This is a genomic window from Gilliamella sp. Choc6-1 (assembly GCF_001690385.1).
Taxonomy (GTDB): Bacteria; Pseudomonadota; Gammaproteobacteria; order Enterobacterales; family Orbaceae; genus Gilliamella; species Gilliamella apicola_A.
This window is the reverse complement of sequence record NZ_LZHI01000028.1, coordinates 119,588-141,432: the sequence shown is the minus strand read 5'-3', so window position 1 is coordinate 141,432 and position 21,845 is coordinate 119,588. Positions and strand designations below refer to the sequence as shown.

20 protein-coding genes are annotated in these 21,845 nt (G+C 34.4%); all 20 read right to left on the bottom strand.

The genetic code is table 11. The features are described from left to right. Positions 1 to 64: 64 nt before the first annotated feature. The 20 genes from yfbR to rplY all read right to left on the bottom strand — a co-directional run bounded on the left by yfbR (position 65) and on the right by rplY (position 21,725). The gene (yfbR, locus tag A9G36_RS04105) at positions 65 to 658 is read right to left on the bottom strand and encodes a 5'-deoxynucleotidase (RefSeq protein ID WP_065576012.1); all 594 of its coding nucleotides are present in this window, start codon (positions 656 to 658) and stop codon (positions 65 to 67) included. An 80-nt stretch (positions 659 to 738) separates the two neighbouring features. Next, entirely contained in the window at positions 739 to 1,653 is a 915-nt protein-coding gene (gene lpxC / locus A9G36_RS04100) for a UDP-3-O-acyl-N-acetylglucosamine deacetylase (protein ID WP_065585427.1), read from the bottom strand. Between the two features lie 66 nt (positions 1,654 to 1,719). After that, positions 1,720 to 2,859, bottom strand: a complete 1,140-nt coding sequence (ftsZ, locus tag A9G36_RS04095) for a cell division protein FtsZ (protein ID WP_034944256.1) — start codon at positions 2,857 to 2,859, stop codon at positions 1,720 to 1,722. Between the two features lie 81 nt (positions 2,860 to 2,940). Continuing rightward, positions 2,941 to 4,194: a cell division protein FtsA gene (gene ftsA / locus A9G36_RS04090; protein ID WP_065585426.1), complete on the bottom strand. Its 1,254-nt coding sequence runs from the start codon at positions 4,192 to 4,194 to the stop codon at positions 2,941 to 2,943. A 9-nt stretch (positions 4,195 to 4,203) separates the two neighbouring features. After that, on the bottom strand, positions 4,204 to 5,049 hold the full coding sequence (locus A9G36_RS04085) for an FtsQ-type POTRA domain-containing protein (RefSeq protein ID WP_065568614.1): 846 nt from the start codon (positions 5,047 to 5,049) through the stop codon (positions 4,204 to 4,206). 12 nt (positions 5,050 to 5,061) lie between these two features. After that, entirely contained in the window at positions 5,062 to 5,970 is a 909-nt protein-coding gene (locus A9G36_RS04080) for a D-alanine--D-alanine ligase (RefSeq protein WP_065568651.1), read from the bottom strand. 2 nt (positions 5,971 to 5,972) lie between these two features. Then, a complete protein-coding gene (gene murC, locus A9G36_RS04075; protein ID WP_255305665.1) occupies positions 5,973 to 7,424 on the bottom strand; it encodes a UDP-N-acetylmuramate--L-alanine ligase in 1,452 nt (483 codons plus the stop codon). A 174-nt stretch (positions 7,425 to 7,598) separates the two neighbouring features. After that, positions 7,599 to 8,651: an undecaprenyldiphospho-muramoylpentapeptide beta-N-acetylglucosaminyltransferase gene (gene murG, locus A9G36_RS04070; RefSeq protein WP_034944260.1), complete on the bottom strand. Its 1,053-nt coding sequence runs from the start codon at positions 8,649 to 8,651 to the stop codon at positions 7,599 to 7,601. After that, complete coding sequence (gene ftsW, locus A9G36_RS04065; RefSeq protein ID WP_051825073.1) at positions 8,651 to 9,802, bottom strand: cell division protein FtsW; 1,152 nt, start codon at positions 9,800 to 9,802, stop codon at positions 8,651 to 8,653. Before ftsW ends, murG begins: the two co-directional genes overlap by 1 nt. Beyond that, positions 9,799 to 11,133 (bottom strand): UDP-N-acetylmuramoyl-L-alanine--D-glutamate ligase, encoded by a 1,335-nt coding sequence (gene murD / locus A9G36_RS04060; RefSeq protein WP_065576013.1) that lies wholly within the window; start codon positions 11,131 to 11,133, stop codon positions 9,799 to 9,801. Before murD ends, ftsW begins: the two co-directional genes overlap by 4 nt. Before the next feature lie 23 nt (positions 11,134 to 11,156). After that, positions 11,157 to 12,239, bottom strand: coding sequence for a phospho-N-acetylmuramoyl-pentapeptide-transferase (mraY, locus tag A9G36_RS04055; RefSeq protein ID WP_065585425.1), 1,083 nt, complete (start codon positions 12,237 to 12,239; stop codon positions 11,157 to 11,159). Positions 12,240 to 12,254: 15 nt separating this feature from the next. Beyond that, positions 12,255 to 13,616, bottom strand: a complete 1,362-nt coding sequence (murF, locus tag A9G36_RS04050) for a UDP-N-acetylmuramoyl-tripeptide--D-alanyl-D-alanine ligase (protein ID WP_065585424.1) — start codon at positions 13,614 to 13,616, stop codon at positions 12,255 to 12,257. Further along, a complete protein-coding gene (murE, locus tag A9G36_RS04045) occupies positions 13,613 to 15,160 on the bottom strand; it encodes a UDP-N-acetylmuramoyl-L-alanyl-D-glutamate--2,6-diaminopimelate ligase (protein ID WP_065585443.1) in 1,548 nt (515 codons plus the stop codon). The genes murF and murE overlap by 4 nt, the downstream gene beginning before the upstream one ends. Positions 15,161 to 15,173: 13 nt before the next feature. Continuing rightward, positions 15,174 to 16,940: a peptidoglycan glycosyltransferase FtsI gene (gene ftsI / locus A9G36_RS04040; RefSeq protein WP_080715856.1), complete on the bottom strand. Its 1,767-nt coding sequence runs from the start codon at positions 16,938 to 16,940 to the stop codon at positions 15,174 to 15,176. Continuing rightward, entirely contained in the window at positions 16,940 to 17,323 is a 384-nt protein-coding gene (gene ftsL, locus A9G36_RS04035; RefSeq protein WP_051825074.1) for a cell division protein FtsL, read from the bottom strand. The genes ftsI and ftsL overlap by 1 nt, the downstream gene beginning before the upstream one ends. Then, positions 17,313 to 18,251, bottom strand: coding sequence for a 16S rRNA (cytosine(1402)-N(4))-methyltransferase RsmH (rsmH, locus tag A9G36_RS04030; protein WP_034944273.1), 939 nt, complete (start codon positions 18,249 to 18,251; stop codon positions 17,313 to 17,315). The genes ftsL and rsmH overlap by 11 nt, the downstream gene beginning before the upstream one ends. A 16-nt stretch (positions 18,252 to 18,267) precedes the next feature. After that, the gene (mraZ, locus tag A9G36_RS04025; RefSeq protein WP_034944276.1) at positions 18,268 to 18,714 is read right to left on the bottom strand and encodes a division/cell wall cluster transcriptional repressor MraZ; all 447 of its coding nucleotides are present in this window, start codon (positions 18,712 to 18,714) and stop codon (positions 18,268 to 18,270) included. A 366-nt stretch (positions 18,715 to 19,080) separates the two neighbouring features. Then, the gene (pgl, locus tag A9G36_RS04020; RefSeq protein WP_065568612.1) at positions 19,081 to 19,779 is read right to left on the bottom strand and encodes a 6-phosphogluconolactonase; all 699 of its coding nucleotides are present in this window, start codon (positions 19,777 to 19,779) and stop codon (positions 19,081 to 19,083) included. 16 nt (positions 19,780 to 19,795) lie between these two features. Next, complete coding sequence (gene zwf, locus A9G36_RS04015; RefSeq protein ID WP_065568611.1) at positions 19,796 to 21,253, bottom strand: glucose-6-phosphate dehydrogenase; 1,458 nt, start codon at positions 21,251 to 21,253, stop codon at positions 19,796 to 19,798. Positions 21,254 to 21,440: 187 nt separating this feature from the next. Next, on the bottom strand, positions 21,441 to 21,725 hold the full coding sequence (gene rplY, locus A9G36_RS04010; protein WP_034944284.1) for a 50S ribosomal protein L25: 285 nt from the start codon (positions 21,723 to 21,725) through the stop codon (positions 21,441 to 21,443). Between the last annotated feature and the right edge of the window lie 120 nt (positions 21,726 to 21,845).

The following is a 21,845-nucleotide window of genomic DNA, read 5'->3' as shown; positions in this document are numbered from 1 at the left end:
AAAAGAGCATCATAATAAATCTAAGGTTAAGAGAGATTATCCAAGAAAAATTTTTATCCCCACTCTATTTATCCATTGTTATTTCGTCTAGAGATAAACTAAAACTTGGAACAAATACTTCTAAAAAATAATTCATTTCAGGACTGTTACGCTCTGATAATGTCTTTTTTAAACGCTGTTCTGCTAATTTAAATTCATTATTACCGGCACTTAATTCTTCAATTGTTTTTAGATAAGCACATAATACATCTGCTTGTTTTACTATACTCTTTTCATACTCACCATAATAATCATCATCAATAAGTGTTCTAAAATCATCTTGTAGTTCTTTTGGAAGCATATTAATTAACTTATTTTGTGCAATTTTTTCAATCTTTTTATATTCAACTGTTATTTGTGGATTGTAATATTTCGTAGGAGTTGGAAGATCGCCAGTAATAACTTCTGATACATCATGATACATTGCTAATAAAGCTACCCTTTCCGGATTTATCTTACCATTAAATCGTTTATTTTTAATAATTGCTAAGGCGTGAGCAACAAAAGCAACTTGAAGGCTATGCTCTGACACATTCTCAGTCCTTACATTGCGCATTAAAGGCCAACGGTTAATCAATTTTAATCGTGATAAATGAGCAAAAAAATGACTATTATTCATGCTAGTTTCTCTTTAACAATAAAATAAAAACGCTCCCATTAGAAATGGAAGCGTTTATAAATAATAATTAATCGAAAAGGTTATGCTAAAACAAGCTGCTGAGTCCCCAATGCAAGAGGAACAGCCTGCTCATCAGTGAATGTCACATACTCCCATGCATCTTGTTTCGCTAATAATGCTTGCAATAATAGATTATTTAGTGCATGCCCAGACTTATAACAAACTACCTCACCGATCATATTATGACCTACCATGTATAAATCACCGATTGTATCGAGCATTTTATGACGCACAAACTCATCTTCAAAACGTAAACCATCTTCATTTAAAACTTTATAATCATCAACAACAATAGCACAATCTAAACTACCACCAAGACACAAACCTTTTGATTGTAATGCTTCAATATCGCGCATAAAACCAAATGTTCTCGCTCTACTTATTTGACGAATAAACGATTCAGATGAAAAATCTAACTGGTAGCGTTGTGAACTGCTATCAATAGCTGGATGATGGAAATCAATAGTAAAATCTAACCTAAATCCACTATAAGGTCTAACTTCGGCCCACTTATCGCCATTTTCAACACGGACAGTTTCTTTAACACGTAAAAATCTTTTAGGTGCATTTTGCTCAATAATACCTGCATCAAACAATAAATATACAAATGGGCTTGCACTTCCATCCATAATTGGAATTTCTGGTGCGTTTACCTCAATAATAATATTATCGATACCAAGCCCAGCTAATGCAGAATTAATATGTTCAACAGTCGAGATTCGAACGTTATCTTCATTCACCAGACAGGTACAAAGCATGGTATCACGCACTGATTTTGCATCAACTGGAAAATCGACGTATGGGTTTAAATCAGTACGTCGATAAATAACACCTGTGTTTTCAGGTGCAGGACGCAACGTCAAAGTAACTTTCTTGCCAGTATGAAGACCAACACCAGTTGCTTGAATTGTCTTTTTTAATGTTCTTTGTTTCACTTGGCACCTACTATTTTTATTTGTTTCTATTGATATAAGACAATAAAAATCCAAATAAGTTCACTCTTAATTCGCTTGCTTACGAATAAAAGCAGGAATATCTAAAATTTTATTTTCTTCAAGAGGTGAAATTGATTGTTCATTCACCACTTTAGCTAATTTCTCTTCTTGTTTTCCCAAAGTATTACTTTGGCCAAATAATGAGTTTTGTTGAATCGGCTTAGTGATTTTTGCTTCTGGGCGTTTATCCATTCCAATACCTGTTGCAACCACCGTTACACGAATTTCATCTGACATATCAGGATCGAAAGTTGTTCCAACGACAACTGTTGCATTATCGGACGCAAAAGCTCTAACAGTACTACCTACGGTTTCAAATTCTTCCAAACCTAAATCTAAACCAGCGGTTACATTAACCAATACACCTCGAGCACCGGATAAATCAATATCTTCAAGTAATGGGCTTGAAATTGCCATTTCAGCTGCTTCTTCAGCTCTATTATCACCACTTGCGCGACCAGACCCCATCATAGCATACCCCATTTCAGACATCACTGTTCTAACATCAGCAAAGTCTACGTTTATATGACCTGGTTTAGTAATCAACTCAGCTATGCCTTGCACCGCACCTTTTAGAACCCCATTTGCAGCAGCAAAAGCGTCAAGTAATTTAACACCGCGACCTAAAACTTTAAGCAATTTATCATTTGGAATAGTAATCAGTGAATCAACGTGTTTTGCTAATTCAGCAATACCTTGTTCAGCGAAAGCCATTCGTTTTTTACCTTCAAAACCAAAAGGTTTTGTGACGACAGCCACCGTTAAAATACCTAATTCTTTTGCTATTTCAGCAACTACAGGAGCTGCACCAGTGCCTGTGCCCCCCCCCATTCCTGCAGCGATGAAAACCATATCCGCACCTTCAATTGCGCTGCGAATAACCTCTCGATCTTCTTCTGCTGAGTTCCTACCCACCTCAGGATTAGCTCCTGCACCAAGTCCTTTAGTAACGTTAGTGCCGATCTGGATAGTTTGACTTACCTTAATTCTTTTTAATGCTTGTGCATCAGTATTTGCTGCAAAAAATTCAACACCTTCAATATGCTCAGCAATCATATGTTCGACAGCATTACCGCCACCACCACCGACACCAATAACTTTAATGACTGCTGCTGGTTCATCATCTGCAACCATAGGCTCAAACATAACTTATCTCCAAATATACAATCTGAGAACATTGTACAGATAGCCGCCAACAATGTCCACGAAGTTCTTGAAATATATTAGCTAAAATTCTTTTTTAAACCAACCGGTCAATCGTTTAGCTATCCCTTTTAATGATGACTTGCTATTATCTTTGCTATCATCATTTAATAAACTTTGTTTTCCGTAATGCAATAATCCTACTGTTGTTGAACAATAAGGCTTTTGTACATAATCGGTTAATCCTGAAATATTCAGTGGTTGTCCAATACGGACTTGATTTTGAAAAACTTTTTCAGCACATTGAACCATCCCTTTTATTTGCGCTGCACCACCAGTTAAAACTATTCCTGCAGCTAATTGATATTTTATATTTTGCTTTTTAAGCTCATCTTGAAGCGTTAATAATTCTTTTTGCACTAATGACAATAATTCTGAATAACGAGGTTCAATAACGTCTGCAAGAGTTTGACGTTGTAATGAACGTGATGGCCTTCCTCCTACACTTGGAACATCAATAACTTCATCTTTACCAATTAAAGAACCAACAGCACAACCATAACGAATTTTAATATTTTCAGCATCCATCGGTGGAGCACCAAATGCATAAGCAATGTCACTAGTAACAACATTACCTGCATAAGGGATTACAACAGAATGACGTAAGGCGCCGCCAGTATAAACTGTTACATCCATGGTTCCACCACCGATATCAATAACACATACTCCTAACTCTTTTTCATCATCCGTTAAAACAGCATAACTTGAAGCCAATCCAGAAAAAATAAGTTGATCCACTTTCAAACCGCAACGTTCTACTGCTTTCACAATATTTCTTGCCATATCATTATGACAAGTAATTAAATGCACTTTGGCCTTCATGCGAACACCTGACAAACCTATCGGATTTTTAATTCCTTCTTGTAAATCTATGGAATATTCTTGTGCAATAACATGTAATATACGATGTTCATCTAAAATTCTAACAGATTTCGCAGTATGGACTACATTTTCAACATCTTCAGTAGTGACTTCTTCATCAGCTATCGGTACCATACCTATTTCATTTTGGCAACGAATGTGTTTACCTGAAAGGCTTAAATAAACAGAAGATATCTGACAATCGGCCATTAATTCCGCTTGTTCGATTGCTCGCTGAATTGATTTAACTACTGACTCTAAATCATTTACGCCACCTTTATCAACACCTTTAGACGGACAATGACCAACGCCGATAATATTGATAATACCATCGGGGAGAACTTCGCCAACAAGAGCGAGAACTTTAGATGTACCCACTTCTAGTCCAACGACCAATTTTTTTTCAGTTACTTTCATATTTCAGCCTTAATTTATTCCCTTCTGCAGCATTTTTTCTCTCTTTACTGAAATGCCATTCTCATAACGTAAATCAGCGACCGTTATTCTTTCATCTGCTGGTATTCTTAACTGTATTTCAGGAAATAATTTAATAAATTGTTGATAACGTTGTTCAATATTTTCATTACCTAACATCAATTTTAATTCCTGAGCTTCCTCGCAAAAATCACCTATGCATTGTTTCACTATCAATTGCCATGCATTTCTTTCATCCGCTATGGCCGCTTTAATATGCAAAACCAGTTGGTTGCTAGCTAATTTTTTGGAAATATCATTTAATTTGACATAAGTCTCTAATACAGGCTTTGCTTTGCCTTCTGGACCATAAAGCCTTGGTAATTCTAATTCAGAAATACGATCTAGTGGTACGCTAAACACATTTCCATTGTTATCAAGTAAAAATAAATCATTCCAATAAAATGCAGGTTTATATTCTTCTATATATACAATTAATCTATCAGGCCACTGTTTACGTACACTAACCTGTTTAACCCAGGGAAATCTTAGTATTTCTTGTTGTATATCGTTTACATCCTGACCTATATAAGTATTGGGTAACCCCAATCCGAGTATAGCCTCTCTAAGATCATCTTCTGACGTATAAGTATGTTCACCACTTAACGTCAATTGTGATAATACCATCTGCTCTGGATCATCCATCCAATCTTTAACACTTTGAACAATCCAAACACTAATAAAAATAATCATAATAAAGAACAAAAAGCCTATCAGTTGTTCAGTATTACAAAAAATAAGCAGCCGCCTTCTATTTTTATCTTCTCGTCTATGTGCCGCCTGCCTAACTTGTTTCATAAATAAAGTTAATTATAGAGTTGCCAAATTTAAGATTCTAGCTACAAGTTCATTAAATGACCACCCATATTGTTTTGCTGCCATTGGTACTAAACTATGATTGGTCATGCCCGGTGCTGTATTAACTTCAAGCAAATACGGATTTTCATTAGCATCAAACATAACATCTACCCGTCCCCAACCTCTGCATCCTACGGCCTTATAAGCATCTAGTGCTAATTTACGAATCTCTTGTTCTTTGTTATCAGGTAATCCACTTGGGCAAAAGTATTGCGTTGAGTTCGATAGATACTTTGCATCATAATTATAAAATTCGGCAGTGGGTTTAATACGAATTGTAGGTAAAACTTCTTCACCTACAATTGCTACTGTAAATTCTGGTCCAGCTAAAAATGACTCAATCATAACCGCATCATCATATTGAAACGCAATGCCAATGGCAGTTTTTAACTCAGATGCTTCATTAACCCGAGCCATACCTACACTAGAACCTTCATGAATTGGTTTTACAAACAAAGGAAATCCAAGTTGCCTTACAATAGCATCAATATCAATCATCTGCGATTTATTAATCATAACATAATCAGCAACAGGTAGACCAAGTGCTTTCCAAATTAACTTTGTTTTTAGCTTATCCATAGTCAGTGATGATGAAAGAATATCACTACCTGTATAAGGAATGTTTTGATAAGTCAAGATTGATTGAACAATACCATCTTCACCACCACGTCCATGTAAAATAATAAATGCTTTTGTATACCCTTCTTTTTTTAATTGTGTAATAGAGTGATCTTTAGTATCAATAAGATGTGCATTAATACCATTTGCCAATAATCCTGCATGTACAGCTTTACCTGATTTGAGTGAAACTTCTCGCTCGGCAGATGTTCCGCCATACAATACTGCAACTTTATCAACCACCATTATAAATCCTCTCTCGAAAATAATTCAATGTTGGCCAACTGGCGAGCAATACGACCAACACTTCCAGCACCTTGTGTTAACAACAGATCTCCACCTTTTAATATTTCTTTCATTATTTGAGGCAAAAAATCTAAATCAGAAACATAAATTGGGTCAACTTTACCTCGATTACGAATAGATCGACATAAAGAACGGCTATCAGCACCTGTAATAAGTTGTTCACCTGCAGAATAAACATCTAACATTACCAATGCATCTACTTGTGAAAGCACTTGCGCAAAGTCATCAAATAAATCACGAGTTCGAGTATATCGATGAGGTTGAAATAACATCACTAAGCGACGATCGGGCCAACCATTTCTTGCTGCTTGGATTGTTGCATTAACTTCACTTGGGTGATGGCCATAATCATCAATCATCATAATATCTTGACCACTTACATGAGGAAAGATACCTAATAGATCAAAACGGCGACTTGTACCAGCAAATTTAGCCAATGCTTGGACAATTGGTTCATCATCAATACCATCTTCAGTTGCAGCAACAATGGCTGCAACTGAATTTAAGGCATTATGTTTTCCTGGTGCATTTAATTCTATATGCAAGTCGTTATGACCTGGGCGACAAACAGTGTAATAACTCATACCTCGTTCTTGACGATAATTTTTTATAACAACATCGGCATTTTCATTAAAACCATAGGTGATAATTTTACGACCAACAATAGGTAATAATTCACGATTAATTGGGTCGTCATAACACATTATTGCTAGTCCATAAAAAGGAAGATTGTGTAAGAAAGAGATAAATGTTTGTTTTAAGTTTTCAATATTACCTTGATAGGTATCCATATGATCAGCTTCAATATTGGTAACAATAGACACCATAGGTTGTAAATGTAGAAATGATGCATCACTTTCATCGGCTTCAGCAATAAAATAACGACTACTACCTAATTTAGCATGAGTTCCCGCGGCTTTAACTAAACCTCCATTTACAAATGTCGGATCAAATTTTGCTTCAGCATAAATAGCGGTAACCATGGCGGTTGTTGTTGTCTTACCATGTGTTCCGGCAATTGCTATACCATAACGAAAACGCATCAACTCAGCAAGCATTTCAGCTCGTTGAATAACAGGTATGCGTGCTTCACGAGCAGCAACTACTTCAATGTTATCTTGTGAAATAGCAGATGAGATAACAACAACACTAGCATTAAGTATATTTTCAGCTGCATGGCCAATAATAATTTTAGCACCTAACGTTTCTAAATGTTGAGTAACTGCATTTTCTAAGATATCCGAGCCGCTTATTTTGTAACCTTCATTAGCAAGAACTTCAGCAACCCCCCCCATCCCTGCACCGCCGATCCCCACAAAGTGGATATGTCTGACACGTTTCATTTCGGGAATAATTGTTCTTAACTCAACTAATTCCTTTGTATCCACCATTTAACCCCTAAATATTTTGTTATTGTTTAATAATGTTTAGTTTTATTTTTTTTTAAAGCTTTTCTAAATTATTATTAACTGTTTTTTCTGTAATTAATATTATTTTTACCTATACATTAACCTAATCTATAATAAATTGAAAAGATTATTACATAAAGTTATATCAAAAACTAATTATTTTATCACTGATTTAAGTGTTTCTGCCACTCTTTCTGTTGAATTTACAATAGATAAACTTTTAGCTTTAATCGCCATTTCACTTAACTTTTCATAACTTAATTTTAACAATATATTTGATAATGATTTCACATTAAAATCAGGTTGTTCTATAATTTCTGCTGCGCCTATATCTGCTAAAGGTTTTGCGTTCCAGTATTGCTGGCGATCTTTGTGCATAAATGGAACAAAAATAGCGCCAATCCCAACAGTTTCTATTTCACTAACTGTTAATGCCCCACTTCGACAAATTACAATATCGGCCCAATTGTAAGCTTCTGCTACATCAGTAATAAATTCAGTAACTTTATTATTTGTCATATCACAGTGTTGATAAGCTTGTATTACAGATTCAAACATACTTTTACCCGTTTGATGCCAAACAACATATTTGTCAGATAATTCTGTTATCACTTGAGGAACAACATCGTTAATAATTCTGGCTCCTTGGCTACCTCCCATGACGAGTATTCTTATTGGTCTTTCTGAATCTTTAAATCTTATTTCAGGCGGTGCCATTGTTAATAGATCACTACGAACAGGATTTCCTACAACTTCTGCATTAGGAAACGCAGTAGGAAATGCTTGTAAAACTTTAGTCGCAATTTTTGCCAACCATTTATTTGTTAAGCCTGCAACGCCATTTTGCTCATGTAATACTATAGGGATTCCCAGTGTTTTAGCTGCAATTCCACCAGGACCAGAAACATACCCTCCCATGCCTAAAACAACATCAGGAGCATAAGTTTTTAAAATTCTTCGCGCTTGTAAAACCGCTTTTAGAATTTTATAAGGGGCTTTAAATAAACTCTTAATACCCTTTCCGCGTAAACCCGATATCTCGATAAAATCGATTTCAATACCATTTTCAGGAACAAGATGTGCTTCCATTCTGTCCGCAGTACCAAGCCATCTAACCTCCCAACCTTGTTTCATTAAATAATGCGCAACAGCAATACCAGGGAATACATGTCCTCCAGTTCCACCTGCCATAATTAATAATTTCCTCATTATTTTATTGACCTCATTCTTGCTTGCGCTTGTCTTTGTCTAAATTCAAAATCTATTCTAAGTAATATTGCAACGGCAATACTCATTACAATAAGGCTTGAACCACCATAACTAATAAATGGTAATGTTAAACCTTTAGTTGGTAACATACCCGATGTTACCCCAACATTAACGAAAGTTTGGAAACCAAACCAAATACCTATTTCACAAGCTAAATAACCTGAAAATAGCGAACCATCATTTAAAGCACGATAACCAATCGCCATTGCTTTAAATGTCAAAAAGAACAGTAAAGACAGCAATGCTGCCACACCAACATAACCATATTCTTCAGAAATAATTGAAAAAATAAAGTCAGTATGGCATTCCGGTAAGTAACCTAATTTTAATATTGAATTCCCCATACCTTGCCCAGTTATACCACCACTACCAATAGCCATTAAAGAGGCAACTAATTGATAGCCCGATCCAGTTGCATCTTTCCAAGGATCAAGAAATGTTAGTAAGCGAGTTAGACGATAAGCTTCATATAAAATTAGACAAATCACTGCACCAACACCCGTTAATAAAATAGCAATAAATTGCCACAATTGAGCACCAGCAATAAATAAAATACCAATTGTAACCATGAATAAAACAATGACTGTGCCTAAATCAGGTTGTCTCAGTAACAAAATTGAAAGGATTGCCATAACAACCATTGGTTTAAAAAAACCCCAAAAGCCACTTTGTACTTCATCTGATTTACGCGACAAATACCCAGCTAAAAATAAAAATAGTGCTAATTTTGAAAGTTCTGCAGGTTGAAAATTAAAAACGCCTAATGGTATCCAGCGAGAAGCACCATTAATTGAAGAACCGATACCTAAGACAACGACTAACATAATAATCGCGATAATTAATAGCACTGTGCCAAATTGTTGCCAGCGCTGTATTGGAATATATAAAGTTATAAACATTAAAAAACTTGATATACCAAGCTGAATAAGTTGGCGCTGAGTATAAAAAAACGGATTACTTTCACTAAATGACATTGATGAAGATGTCACCATAATTAATCCTATTATCATTAATCCTAGTATGGTCCAAAGTAGATCATTATCAAATGGTATATGTGGATTAACTTGTTTTTTTATCCATAAAAATGTCATTTCGTGCTCCTTTGCGTAAATTGCTTAGCAAGTTGTACAAACTGTTTTCCACGTTCAATATAATTTTTAAATTGATCTAAACTGGCACATGCAGGCGAAAGTAAAACAACATCATTTGAAACAACTTTTTTAGCAATAATTTGCACTGCCTCAGAAAGCGTTTCCGTAACCGTTGTAACATTAGGTGCTAACTTAGCAAGTATAAAGCGATCGCGTCCAAAACAGAAAATTTTAAGATTTCTTTCCTTAAAATAGGGGACTAATGATTTAAAATCAGCAGATTTCCCATCACCACCCAATAATAAAAATAATGTACCATTGCAAACGATACTCTTTAACGCAGCTTCAGTACTACCCACATTAGTTGCTTTAGAATCATTAATCCATTTCACACCATTTTGTTCAAACACCAATTCGAAACGATGAGGTAATCCACGAAAATTAGCTATTGTTGCTAAGCTCGATTCACGGGAAATTCCTAATTTATCTACAATAGCTAAAGCGGCTAATGCATTAAGATAATTATGAGAGCCAGTAAGTTTCATAACATTTGTTGATAAAACAGAGTGTTCTTGAGCAATTAAATGTTCATATTGATTATCTAAATGATAATTGCCAACACTTAATCCAAATGAGAAGCAATCACTATGCTCAATTTTTGGATGGGTTAATTTATCATCATTATTAATAACACAATATTTAGCATTAATATAGATACGTTGTTTAGCTTCAACATACTGCATTAAACCTTGTGGATAACGATCCATGTGATCCTCTGAAATATTTAAAATTGTCGCCACTGTGGCTCTTAAACTATTTGTTGTTTCAAGTTGAAAACTTGATAGCTCAAGTACATAAATATCACAATCCTGTGACAACAACGATAATGCTGGTTGACCTATATTGCCGCCAACACCAACTTTTATACCATAAGACTTAATAATTTCACCAACTAACGAAGTAACTGTAGTTTTTCCATTAGCTCCAGTTATAGCAACAATTTGTTTATTGTTTTGTTGGTTTACTTCACGGCAAAAAAGCTCAATATCACCTATAATTTCAATATTTCTTTTTGATGCTTGTACTAGTTCAGGCATGGATAAAGCAATACCAGGACTAGTAATAATCAAATCAGCATTAAGCAACCAATCAAGTTTCAGCTCTCCTAAGTGGTAATCAACACGTTTATCTAATTGTTCTAATCCTGATGGCAATAAACGGGTATCAATTACTTTAGGAATAACATTTTGAGAAAGAAAATAATCCACACAAGAAAGCCCTGTGATGCCTAAACCAATAATGACGACGTTTTTGCCTTGATAGCTGATCATAATTTTATCCTGGTATATTATAATTAACGTAATTTCAAAGTTAATAAACCAATTACGACTAACATCAATGAAATTATCCAAAATCGCACAATAACTCTAGGTTCTGGCCAACCTTTTAATTCATAATGATGATGAATTGGTGCCATTTTAAAAATTCTTTTTCCTCGTAATTTAAATGAGCCGACTTGTAAAATAACAGACAAGGTTTCAATTACAAATACCCCCCCCATAATAAGCAACAAAAATTCTTGTCGCAATAAAACCGAAATAATACCTAAAACACCACCTAAAGCAAGTGATCCGACATCCCCCATAAAAACCATTGCAGGATAAGTATTGAACCATAAAAAGCCAAGGCCAGCACCAATAATTGCCGTACAAATAATCATCAACTCTCCACTAAATTTAATATAGGGGATATGTAAATAGGTGGCAAAATTAATATTACCTGTAGCCCAAGAAACCAAAGCCAACCCTGCAGCTACAAAAACAGTCGGCATAATTGCCAATCCATCAAGCCCATCGGTTAAGTTAACAGCATTACCCGCTCCAACAATAACCACATAGGTTAGTAAAATAAAACATAGTCCTAGTTGCGGCATAACATCTTTAAAAAATGGAACAAGCAAAACTGTAACCGAACTATCTTTACCATAAGTATAAAGACCAAAAGCAACAACCAATGCAATAAATGATTGCCAAAAATATTTCCATCTTGCAATAAGTCCAGCACTATTTTTTCGAATTACTTTTAAATAATCATCGACAAATCCAATAACACCATAACCAATTAAAACAAATAACACCACCCAAACATATGGATTACGGAGATCTGCCCATAAAAACACCGATAATATAATGGATGCTAAAATAAGCACTCCCCCCATAGTTGGAGTACCTTTTTTACTTAAATGTGATTCTGGACCATCATTCCGTATAACTTGTCCAATTTGTAATTTTTGTAACCAATCAATAGTTTTTTGCCCCATAATTAATGAAATAGTTAATGAGGTTAATAGACCTAAAATTGCCCTTACGGTTAAATAAGAGATAACATTAAAAAAAGAGAAATATTTAACTAAATACTCAGATATCCACACCAACATAATTTTAATCCTGATTCATTTTGAATTGTGTAATTGAATTTTTTCTATGATTTCTTCCATTTTGGCACTACGAGAACCTTTAACTAGCATAGTTAAAATAGGGTATTGTCGTAATAACGTTAACAGAAAATTTACTGCGTCTTGTTTATTATTAAAATGGTGACCTACACCGCTATACTGACTAATAAAATAGCTTAATTTGCCAACACTTACCACACAATCTAACTTTTCATCATGAGCAAGTTTGCCTATTTGTCGATGATATTTTTCAGACTCTAGTCCTAATTCTCCCATATCACCAACCACTAAAACTCTAAATCCTGGCTGTTTTACTAAAACTTGTATAGCAGCTGACATTGAACCAACATTAGCATTATATGAATCATCCCAAATCAATTGGGTTTTATTTAATCTGATTGGGAATAAACGGCCTTTAACTGGTTGTAATGTTGCTAAACCTTTTGTGATTTGTTGGATATCTGCTCCTACTGAAATAGCTAAAGCAGATGCTGCTATCGCATTAGAAACATTATGCAATCCAATTATTGGTAATACAATTTCACTTTCACCATTGGGCGTATGTAAAATAAATTTTGTTTTTTCTGAAATTTGAACATCGCTAGCATAAAAATCAGCTGATGTATTATTTAATGAAAAAGTCCAAACAGTTTTATTTACTAATTGATTAAGCCATTTATCGCAGTAGCTATCTAAATTAATAATAGCGATTCCATCTCGAGATAACCCTTCAAATATTTCACCTTTAGCCATTGCAACACCTTCAAATGAGCCAAACCCTTCTATATGTGCTTCAGCTATATTATTGATTAAGACGCTTTGTGGTTTGACCATATTAGTAGTATAAGCAATCTCGCCGATATGATTCGCTCCTAATTCTATGACAGCAAACTGATTTTGCTCAGTTAATCGCAGTAATGTCAGTGGAACACCAATATCGTTATTAAAATTTCCCTGAGTATAGAGAGTGTTACCACAACATTGCAAAATTGCAGCGGTCATCTCTTTAACGGATGTTTTACCTGATGATCCCGTTACAGCAACAATCTTAGCCAGACTTTGCTGTCGAATAAAAGCCGCTATTTGCCCTAAAGCTTGCCGAGTATCTTTCACAACTATCTGTGGTACAATCTTATCCAGCTTATGATTGACAATCACGACAGTAGCACCATCTTTAACTGCCTGCTCAGCGAATAAATGCCCATCAAAATGCTCACCAACTAGAGCAATAAACAATGCATGTTTAGCAATTTTACGTGAATCTGTACAAATTAAATTAACTACAAGACCTTCATCTTGAATATAATAAGATTCGCCACCCACCATGTTTTTAATTTGTTTTATAGTTAATGGAATCATAATGGATTCTCTACTCCTAGAAGCTGCTTCACTATTTCTTGATCTGAATGATAATGTTTTGTTTTTCCAATAATTTGATAATCTTCATGCCCTTTACCCGCAATTAAAATCACATCATTAGCCTTGGCTTGAGCAAAAGTTTGCGTAATAGCTGCAACTCTATCAATAATAACCTGTACGTTTTTACTCTCAGCTAAACCTTGCTTAATGTCATTAATAATTTTCATTCCATCTTCAGTTCTTGGGTTATCATTAGTTAAGACGATTTTGTCAGCATACTGTGCCGCTATTTCACCCATTAATGGTCTTTTACCAGAATCTCGATCACCACCACAACCAAAGATCACCCATAAAGATCCTTTACAATGAATGCGGCTTGCTTGTAAAGCTTTTTGCAATGCATCTGGAGTATGAGCATAATCAACAATGAAGGTCGGCCGATGATTGGCATGTAGTACCTCCATACGCCCACAGATAGGTTTAAGGAAAGATACCATGTTAACTACAGAAAAAAATGGAAAATCAAGTGTTAATAATGTTGCTATACACATTAGTAAATTTGATACATTAAACTCACCCAATAATCGACTATAAATAACAGCATGACCCCAACTTGATTCCATATGAATCTTGGCCCCTTTATCATGATACTCAATCATGGATACACCTACATACGGAATATTCAAATTTTTTAAATGACTCAGCGATTTTGGTTGACATGAAACAGCAGTGACTTGTGAAAGTTTCTCAATCCACCGCTTACCATATTTATCATCATAATTGATAATTGATTTACCAGAATTGACAACTTGCTTATCTTTTGTTTCAGGACTAAATAATGACCACTTTGCTTTAGCATATTTCCCCATGGTTTTATGATAATCAAGATGATCACGACTTAAATTAGTAAATACTGTTGCAGCAAAAGTTATTCCTTTAACTCGATTCATAACTAATCCATGAGAAGAAATTTCCATAGAAACAATTTTGACATATTTTTTTACAAAATCAGCCAAAAATGTTTGAACATCAATTGCTGATGTTGTTGTATTTTCTGACTGTTCAAGTTGATTATAAATACCATTGCCAATGGTTCCCAAAAGTGCTACTTTTTCATTTAGTAAAGTTGCACATTGAGCTATAAGCTGCGTAACTGTAGTTTTTCCATTTGTCCCTGTCACACCGATAACGGATAATTTTTTTGAAGGAGAATGGTAAAAATCATTTGCTATATAAGACATACGGTTAGATAATTGAAACACTTTTACTTGAGGAATATTTCTTTTTCCTTTTTTAATATAATCAATATGAAGATCATCTGATTTTTTATCTGCCTCGATTAATACAGCAACAGCTCCGGCTTGAATAGCTTGTGGAATAAATGATTTTCCATCAACAGTGCTCCCTTTAATTGCAACAAAAACATCATTTTTTTTGACCATACGACTATCAATACGTAAATAATTGACAGGAAAATCTTCTATACATTCGTTATTATTTCCACCTAATAAGCTGAATAATGTTTTAAATGTGATTATAGTCATCATTTACCACCCATTAATAAATAATCATTTGGCCATCAACTTGACGATCCGGTTTTACATTCATTGTTCGTAACACCCCCCCCATGATATGGCTAAAAACAGGTGCAGAAACAGATCCCCCATAATATTGACCAGCTTTTGGGTTATCAATAACGACAACCAACGAATATTTTGGTGCTGTAGCGGGAGCTATACCTGCTGTATAAGCTAAATATTGATTAACATATCGCCCATCCGATAGCTTTTTTGCTGTACCTGTTTTAACTCCAACACTATATCCTGGAATAGATGCTTTAACTCCACCTCCAGTGACAGCAACAGCTTCCATCAATTGAACCACTTTTTTAGCTATATTTTCAGGTACCACTCTTTCACCTTGGACAGGTTTTGTTACTTTTATTATTGAAACAGGGCGATAAATACCATAGCTACCAATGGTTGCATAAGCTCTGGCTAATTGTAGTGGGGTAACACTCAAACCATATCCAAATGCAAATGTAGCTCTTTCAATATCTGCCCATTTTCGAGTTCTATCGGCCGCAATTGATCCACTAACTTCACCTCCTAATCCAAGACCTGTAGTTTGTCCTAATCCAAAACGGCTATAATATTCAACTAAGTCAGCTGGTTGCATCTGTAAGGCTAATTTACTTACCCCTACATTACTCGATTTTTCTAAAATACCGGCTAAATTAAGTGATTTTTGATATGAGACATCTTTAATTTCGTAACGATTTACATAAAATGGTCTCGTATCAATAACCGTATTTAAATCTGCAATTTTCTTTTCTAACGCCGCCATTACTACTAGAGGTTTAACTGTTGAACCTGGCTCAAAGGCATCAGTCACTGCACGATTCCTCAATAAAGCATAATCAATTAATGAACGATTATTAGGATTATAAGATGGGCTTGTTGCCATTGCCAAAATCTCACCTGTATGAACATCAATCAGTACTGCTGTACCACTGTCTGCTTTATTAAATTCAACTGCTTGAGTAAGTTCACTATAAACTAAAGATTGTAAGCGTTCGTCTATGCTTAATGTTAAATCAGATGCAGTTTCACTATTTATTCGTTCTAATTCTTCAATAACATTACCACGCCGATCACGCCTTACAATACGTTGTCCTGATTCTCCTATTAGCCATTTATTATAACTTTTTTCAATACCTTCCGATCCTTTTTCAGTGCCATGCTCGTCAATATCTGTTAAACCAATCAATTGGGCAATATTTTCAGCAGCTGGATAATAACGCTTAGACGTTTTAGCAAAAGATACTCCCGGTAATTTTAATTTTTTCAAATAACCAGATATTGTCGGTGTTATTTGTTTTGATAAATAAACAAAACGCATCGATGGGTTATTAAGCTTTTGTTCAAGTATTGACATTGGAATATTAAGAACCTTTGCCAATCCTTGCCACCTTGCATCTGCTGGATTCACGCCACCTTTTTGCACTACAATTTTAGGATCAGCCCAAACATCAAACATGGGCACACTTACCGCTAATGCACGCCCATTGCGATCAGTAATCATTGCTCTTGGTGCATCCATTTCTTGATGACGAAGAGAACGTTTATTTCCTTCAGCAATAAGCTTGTCTGGTTCAATGATTTGCAAAATTGCCATTCTGGTCATTAAGCAGATAATCGCAAAAATAATTAAACAATAGACAAGATAAAATCGACTAGGCGTAAAAAACTGTTTTTTACTATTTAGTTTATTAATTTTATTATTCTTAGCTCTATCTTTTTTATGTTTTGTTATTGGTTTCATTATTTACTCTTTATCACAATAACAGTTTCATTTTTTTGCGCCACATAGGACATGCCTAATTGGTTTTTAGCTTTACTTTCAATACGTTTTGGATCGGCAAGCACATTTTCTTCAATAACTAAATTACGCCATTCACTTTCTAATACATCTTGTTCTAATAAAAGTTGCTCACGTTCAAATAACTGTCTACGAACCTGCTGAGTTGTAATTAAAACAGCAACAGATGAAGCAACAATAAGTGCCAGTAAAAATAATGAAAATTTTTGATGCGTAAGAAAATCACTAATAATCAAGCCAAATAAACTCTTAGTTGACCTTTTTTGACTGCCTGTGCCAACATAAGTATTATCATGATAATTATCATTGTATTGATTAGTGTTCATTTTTCCTTTCTGCTATCCTTAATATTGCGCTTCGAGAACGTGGATTATTATAGATTTCAATGCTACTAGGCTTAATTTTACCAAGCGATTTTAATTTCGCTGTTCCATATTGCTTAATTTGTTCTTCTGTCAGTGGTAATCCAGCTGGAAATTCTGGACCTTTGCTTTGTTTATTAATAAATTGTTTTACTATTCTGTCCTCTAAAGAATGAAAACTAATTATGGCAAGTCGTCCATTATTTCCAAGCAAAGGCAAACTACTATTTAATGCTTGTTCAACTTCTTCTAACTCACTATTAATATAGATTCGGATAGCCTGAAAACTACGCGTTGCAGGATGCTTATTCTTATCTTTTTTAGGTATTATTTTTACGATTAAATTAGCTAATTCTAAAGTACGCGTAATAGGTGAAACTCTATTTTGCTCTACAATGGCTCGTGCAATGCGTTTAGCAAATTTTTCCTCACCAAATGTTCTCAGCACCCATGCTATATCGTCTTCACTGCTATTTAGCAGCCATTCGCTTGCCGTCATTCCTTTGTGATTATTCATCCGCATATCAAGTGGCCCATCACGCATAAAAGAAAACCCTCTTTCAGGATTATCTAACTGTGGTGAAGACACACCAAGATCCAACAAAAATCCATCAATTTTGCCTAATAAGCCTTGCTCATCAGCATACTGATAAACATTTGAAAACTCACCATGTATAAAAGTAAATCGAGAATCATTTATATTTAAAGCAACTTTTTGAGCACGATCATCGCGATCTATAGCGATTAATTTTCCTTTTGGACCAAGTTGCTGAAGTATTAATTTCGAATGTCCACCTCGCCCAAAAGTACCATCAATATAAATACCGTCTTTTTTTATATTTAATGCTGTTATTGCTTCATTTAATAATACTGTTGTATGTTGATAATCCATCAAACTTTTACTCTTTTTAAATTGTTAAATTTTTTAAATTATCAGATAAGTTTTCAATATCTACTGGTAGTGCAGCAATATCTTCACTAATTTGCTGATACCAAATTGCTTCATCCCAAATTTCAAATTTATTAGATTGGCCAACGAACATTATATGTTTTTCTAACTTAGCATAAGTGCGTAATGTAGATGGTATTAAGATACGTCCTGAATTGTCCATAAAGCATTCTGCCGCATAACCTAATAATAATCGTTTAATTCTACGTTCAGATTCAATGATTGTAGATAATGTTGACAACTGCTGTTCAATTCTCATCCATTCAAACATAGAATAAAGTGTAAGACAAGAATGATATAAACCAATTGTGCAAACCATACCTTCAGACAAATTTTCACGATAGCGAGTAGGAATAGACATCCGTCCTTTACTATCTAAATTGACTAAAATTGCCCCACTAAACATTTAAACACCATTATTTATAAAATTTTACTATTTTTTAATTGTTAAAAATCAAAAAAATAGATATCTTTATTGGTTTTACCACTTAACCCCACTTTTTACCACAAAAATTCCTAAAATAATAGATATTTAATTAATTAATTTGTAGATATTTGATTGCAGGGTCTTTAACTTATTATGTTAAAAAATTCAAATTGTTAAATGGATATAAATAAATAGGAAATAATGATCTCTTAACGGAATATCTAACTTAATTTATAATTGGATTATGTATTCCGATAGTTAATGATAATATTAATAAAAATAAGTAAAAATCGTTGAAAAGAGAATTTGAAAATTTGCCGACAATTGTCGGCAAACTTAAATAGTTTAAGATTCAGCCCAAAATCCGGTTACATTGGTTTGATTTTGCTTAATTATTGTCCTAATTGGCATTTGGTTAATATCATCACCTTTTTCAGCCTGTTCTAACACATTTAATTTGCTACCACCAATCAAATGTAAATAAATATTTTTACTATTTAATATTGTTGGTAACGTTAAGGAGATCCGATCAAGAGGTGCTGTTAATGGAGTCATACCAACAACTTTTTTACCTGAGTTCATATTTAATCCTGCAGCTAAATTAGCCGCACCAGGAAAAAGCGAAGCAGTATGCCCATCTTCGCCCATACCTAGAATTAAAACATCAAATGGCATCGGAAATTTATCTAAAACTTTGTCCGTAATTTCAGCGCCATCAAATGGGTTATCACAATCATTTTTTAAACCAACAAAATTAGCTGACTTAGCTTTATTTTGTAATAAATAAGTTAGGACTAACTTTTCATTACTTGCATCATCCGTATTATCCACCCATCTATCATCAACAAGTGTAATAAAAATACGATTCCATTCTAAACTTTGTTGGCTAAGTATTGTAAACAATGGAATTGGTGTTTTACCGCCAGAAACAGCAAAAGATGCATATCCTTTTTGATCAATCGCCTGTTTTAACGCACCGATAATGCGTGAAGCTAAATCTTCATTCAATAATTGACTACTTGCATATTTATTTAATATAAACATATTTAAGTTTCCTTTATCAAAATTCGTGCCATGAATGTCCATCTTTAGTAATTAAAGCAACAGATGCCACCGGTCCCCAAGTCCCTGCTTGATAAGTTTTAGGTAATTCTTTTTTACAATCCCATGCATTAATAATTGAATCAACCCATTTCCATGCAGCTTCAACTTCATCACGATGTACAAATAAAGCCTGTCTTCCACGCATTACTTCAAGTAATAATCGTTCATAAGCATCAGCGCTATGTTGATGAAAAGTTTCACTAAAACTCAAATCTAGTTTGGTTGTTTGTAAATTATGTGTGCTGTCCAAACCCGGGACCTTATTTAAAATCTCAATATCCATACCTTCATCTGGTTGTAAACGAATAGTTAACTTATTTTGTGGTAATTTTGGATAAGATTCACTAAAAAGATTAAGAGGTAAAGGTTTAAAATAAACCACCACTTCAGAACATTTACTTGGTAAACGTTTACCTGTACGTAAATAAAATGGCACACCAGCCCAACGCCAATTATCAATATCAACACGAATGGCGACGAATGTTTCAGTATTACTCTCTTTATTTGCACCGTCTTCCTCTAAATATCCTGGTACATTAATACCATTTATAAAGCCGGATGTATATTGACCTCGAACTACTTTTTCATGAATATTAGTTTTATTTATTGGTCTAAGTGCATTAAGTACAGCTATTTTTTCATTGCGCAAATTATCATCTTCAAGATTTGCCGGTGGTGACATCGCAATCATAGTTAAAATTTGCAATAGATGATTTTGTACCATATCACGCATTTGTCCAGCTTTATCAAAATAACCCCAACGCCCTTCAATGCCGACTTGTTCAGCAACCGTAATTTCAACATGATCAATCGAGTTACGATCCCAAAAAGAAGCAAAAACGGGATTAGCAAAACGCAAAGCCAGTAAGTTTAAAACAGATTCTTTCCCTAAATAGTGATCAATACGATATACTTGAGATTCACTAAAAAATTTAGCGACTGAATCATTTATTTCACGAGAAGATTGTAAATCAGTTCCAAGCGGTTTCTCCATGACAATACGGTTTTGTAATTGATTCAATCCTGCTTTTGCTAACCCCTTACAAATTGTTCCAAAGGCTCCTGGATGCATTGCAAAATAAAAAATAGAAGGGTATTTATGATCAAGCTTATTTTTCAAAGCCTCAAAACCGGATATATCATTAACATCTAATTTATGAAAATTAAGCCGTTGACTAAACCTTTTCCAAATATTTTCATCTAAAGGTTCTAACATGAATGTGTTTAATGCTTCTTTTGCCACTTCGATATAAGCAGCATGATCCCAATCAGCTCGACCAACACCTAATATTTTTGTCTGTTCAGGTAGTTTTCCATACTTTTCTAATTGATATAAAGACGGCAATAATTTACGTCTTGTCAAATCCCCTTTAGCACCAAAAATAACTAAATCGCAAGGCGGGATATCAGACATGGTTTTCTCCTAAAATGATATAAATATGATTTATTTTATTATGTTAGACAGTCAGTGTATACCCAATTAATTCAATAAATCATAATAATAGGCGTTTGCCTTTATTTATTTTAAAACAGAAAAGCAAAAGGTCACCAATTGTGGTGACCTTTTGCTTAAGTTTTGTTTATTATATTAAACAATAAAATTATACGCGCACAAAGTCCATATGAACTAATTTTGGCTTGAATGGATGACGTTGAACTGCTTGTACTTTAACTTTAACCGCTTTGCCATCAACTTCAATCGTTAAAACTTCAGAATAAAATTCTGGTTTTTCTTGCATATTAAAAACTCTGTTATGATCCAACACGACAGAGATCGCTGCCTCAGCTCCACCATAAATTATGGCTGGGAATTGACCAGCGTGACGCAGGCGGCGGCTCGCACCCTTACCATGCACTTTTCTAACTTCTGCTTTTAATGTAAACATGTTTATTTCTCTTATTTGTTTAAACAAAAAACCAATCACAGGCGACCCAATAGTTGGCTATCAAATTGGTGCTTTAAAAAGCTAGAGGATTATAATGCGTTATGTTTGTAAACGCAATCA

What these genes read in the sequence shown, in the direction of transcription:
- yfbR (WP_065576012.1), bottom strand. Translation starts at nt 658, where the DNA reads ATGAATAATAGTCATTTTTTTGCTCATTTATCACGATTAAAATTGATT.
- ftsZ (WP_034944256.1), bottom strand. Translation starts at nt 2,859, where the DNA reads ATGTTTGAGCCTATGGTTGCAGATGATGAACCAGCAGCAGTCATTAAA.
- ftsA (WP_065585426.1), bottom strand. Translation starts at nt 4,194, where the DNA reads ATGAAAGTAACTGAAAAAAAATTGGTCGTTGGACTAGAAGTGGGTACA.
- A9G36_RS04085 (WP_065568614.1), bottom strand. Translation starts at nt 5,049, where the DNA reads ATGAAACAAGTTAGGCAGGCGGCACATAGACGAGAAGATAAAAATAGA.
- murC (WP_255305665.1), bottom strand. Translation starts at nt 7,424, where the DNA reads ATGGTGGATACAAAGGAATTAGTTGAGTTAAGAACAATTATTCCCGAA.
- murG (WP_034944260.1), bottom strand. Translation starts at nt 8,651, where the DNA reads ATGAGGAAATTATTAATTATGGCAGGTGGAACTGGAGGACATGTATTC.
- ftsW (WP_051825073.1), bottom strand. Translation starts at nt 9,802, where the DNA reads ATGACATTTTTATGGATAAAAAAACAAGTTAATCCACATATACCATTT.
- murD (WP_065576013.1), bottom strand. Translation starts at nt 11,133, where the DNA reads ATGATCAGCTATCAAGGCAAAAACGTCGTCATTATTGGTTTAGGCATC.
- mraY (WP_065585425.1), bottom strand. Translation starts at nt 12,239, where the DNA reads ATGTTGGTGTGGATATCTGAGTATTTAGTTAAATATTTCTCTTTTTTT.
- murF (WP_065585424.1), bottom strand. Translation starts at nt 13,616, where the DNA reads ATGATTCCATTAACTATAAAACAAATTAAAAACATGGTGGGTGGCGAA.
- murE (WP_065585443.1), bottom strand. Translation starts at nt 15,160, where the DNA reads ATGACTATAATCACATTTAAAACATTATTCAGCTTATTAGGTGGAAAT.
- ftsI (WP_080715856.1), bottom strand. Translation starts at nt 16,940, where the DNA reads ATGAAACCAATAACAAAACATAAAAAAGATAGAGCTAAGAATAATAAA.
- ftsL (WP_051825074.1), bottom strand. Translation starts at nt 17,323, where the DNA reads ATGAACACTAATCAATACAATGATAATTATCATGATAATACTTATGTT.
- rsmH (WP_034944273.1), bottom strand. Translation starts at nt 18,251, where the DNA reads ATGGATTATCAACATACAACAGTATTATTAAATGAAGCAATAACAGCA.
- mraZ (WP_034944276.1), bottom strand. Translation starts at nt 18,714, where the DNA reads ATGTTTAGTGGGGCAATTTTAGTCAATTTAGATAGTAAAGGACGGATG.
- pgl (WP_065568612.1), bottom strand. Translation starts at nt 19,779, where the DNA reads ATGTTTATATTAAATAAATATGCAAGTAGTCAATTATTGAATGAAGAT.
- zwf (WP_065568611.1), bottom strand. Translation starts at nt 21,253, where the DNA reads ATGTCTGATATCCCGCCTTGCGATTTAGTTATTTTTGGTGCTAAAGGG.
- rplY (WP_034944284.1), bottom strand. Translation starts at nt 21,725, where the DNA reads ATGTTTACATTAAAAGCAGAAGTTAGAAAAGTGCATGGTAAGGGTGCG.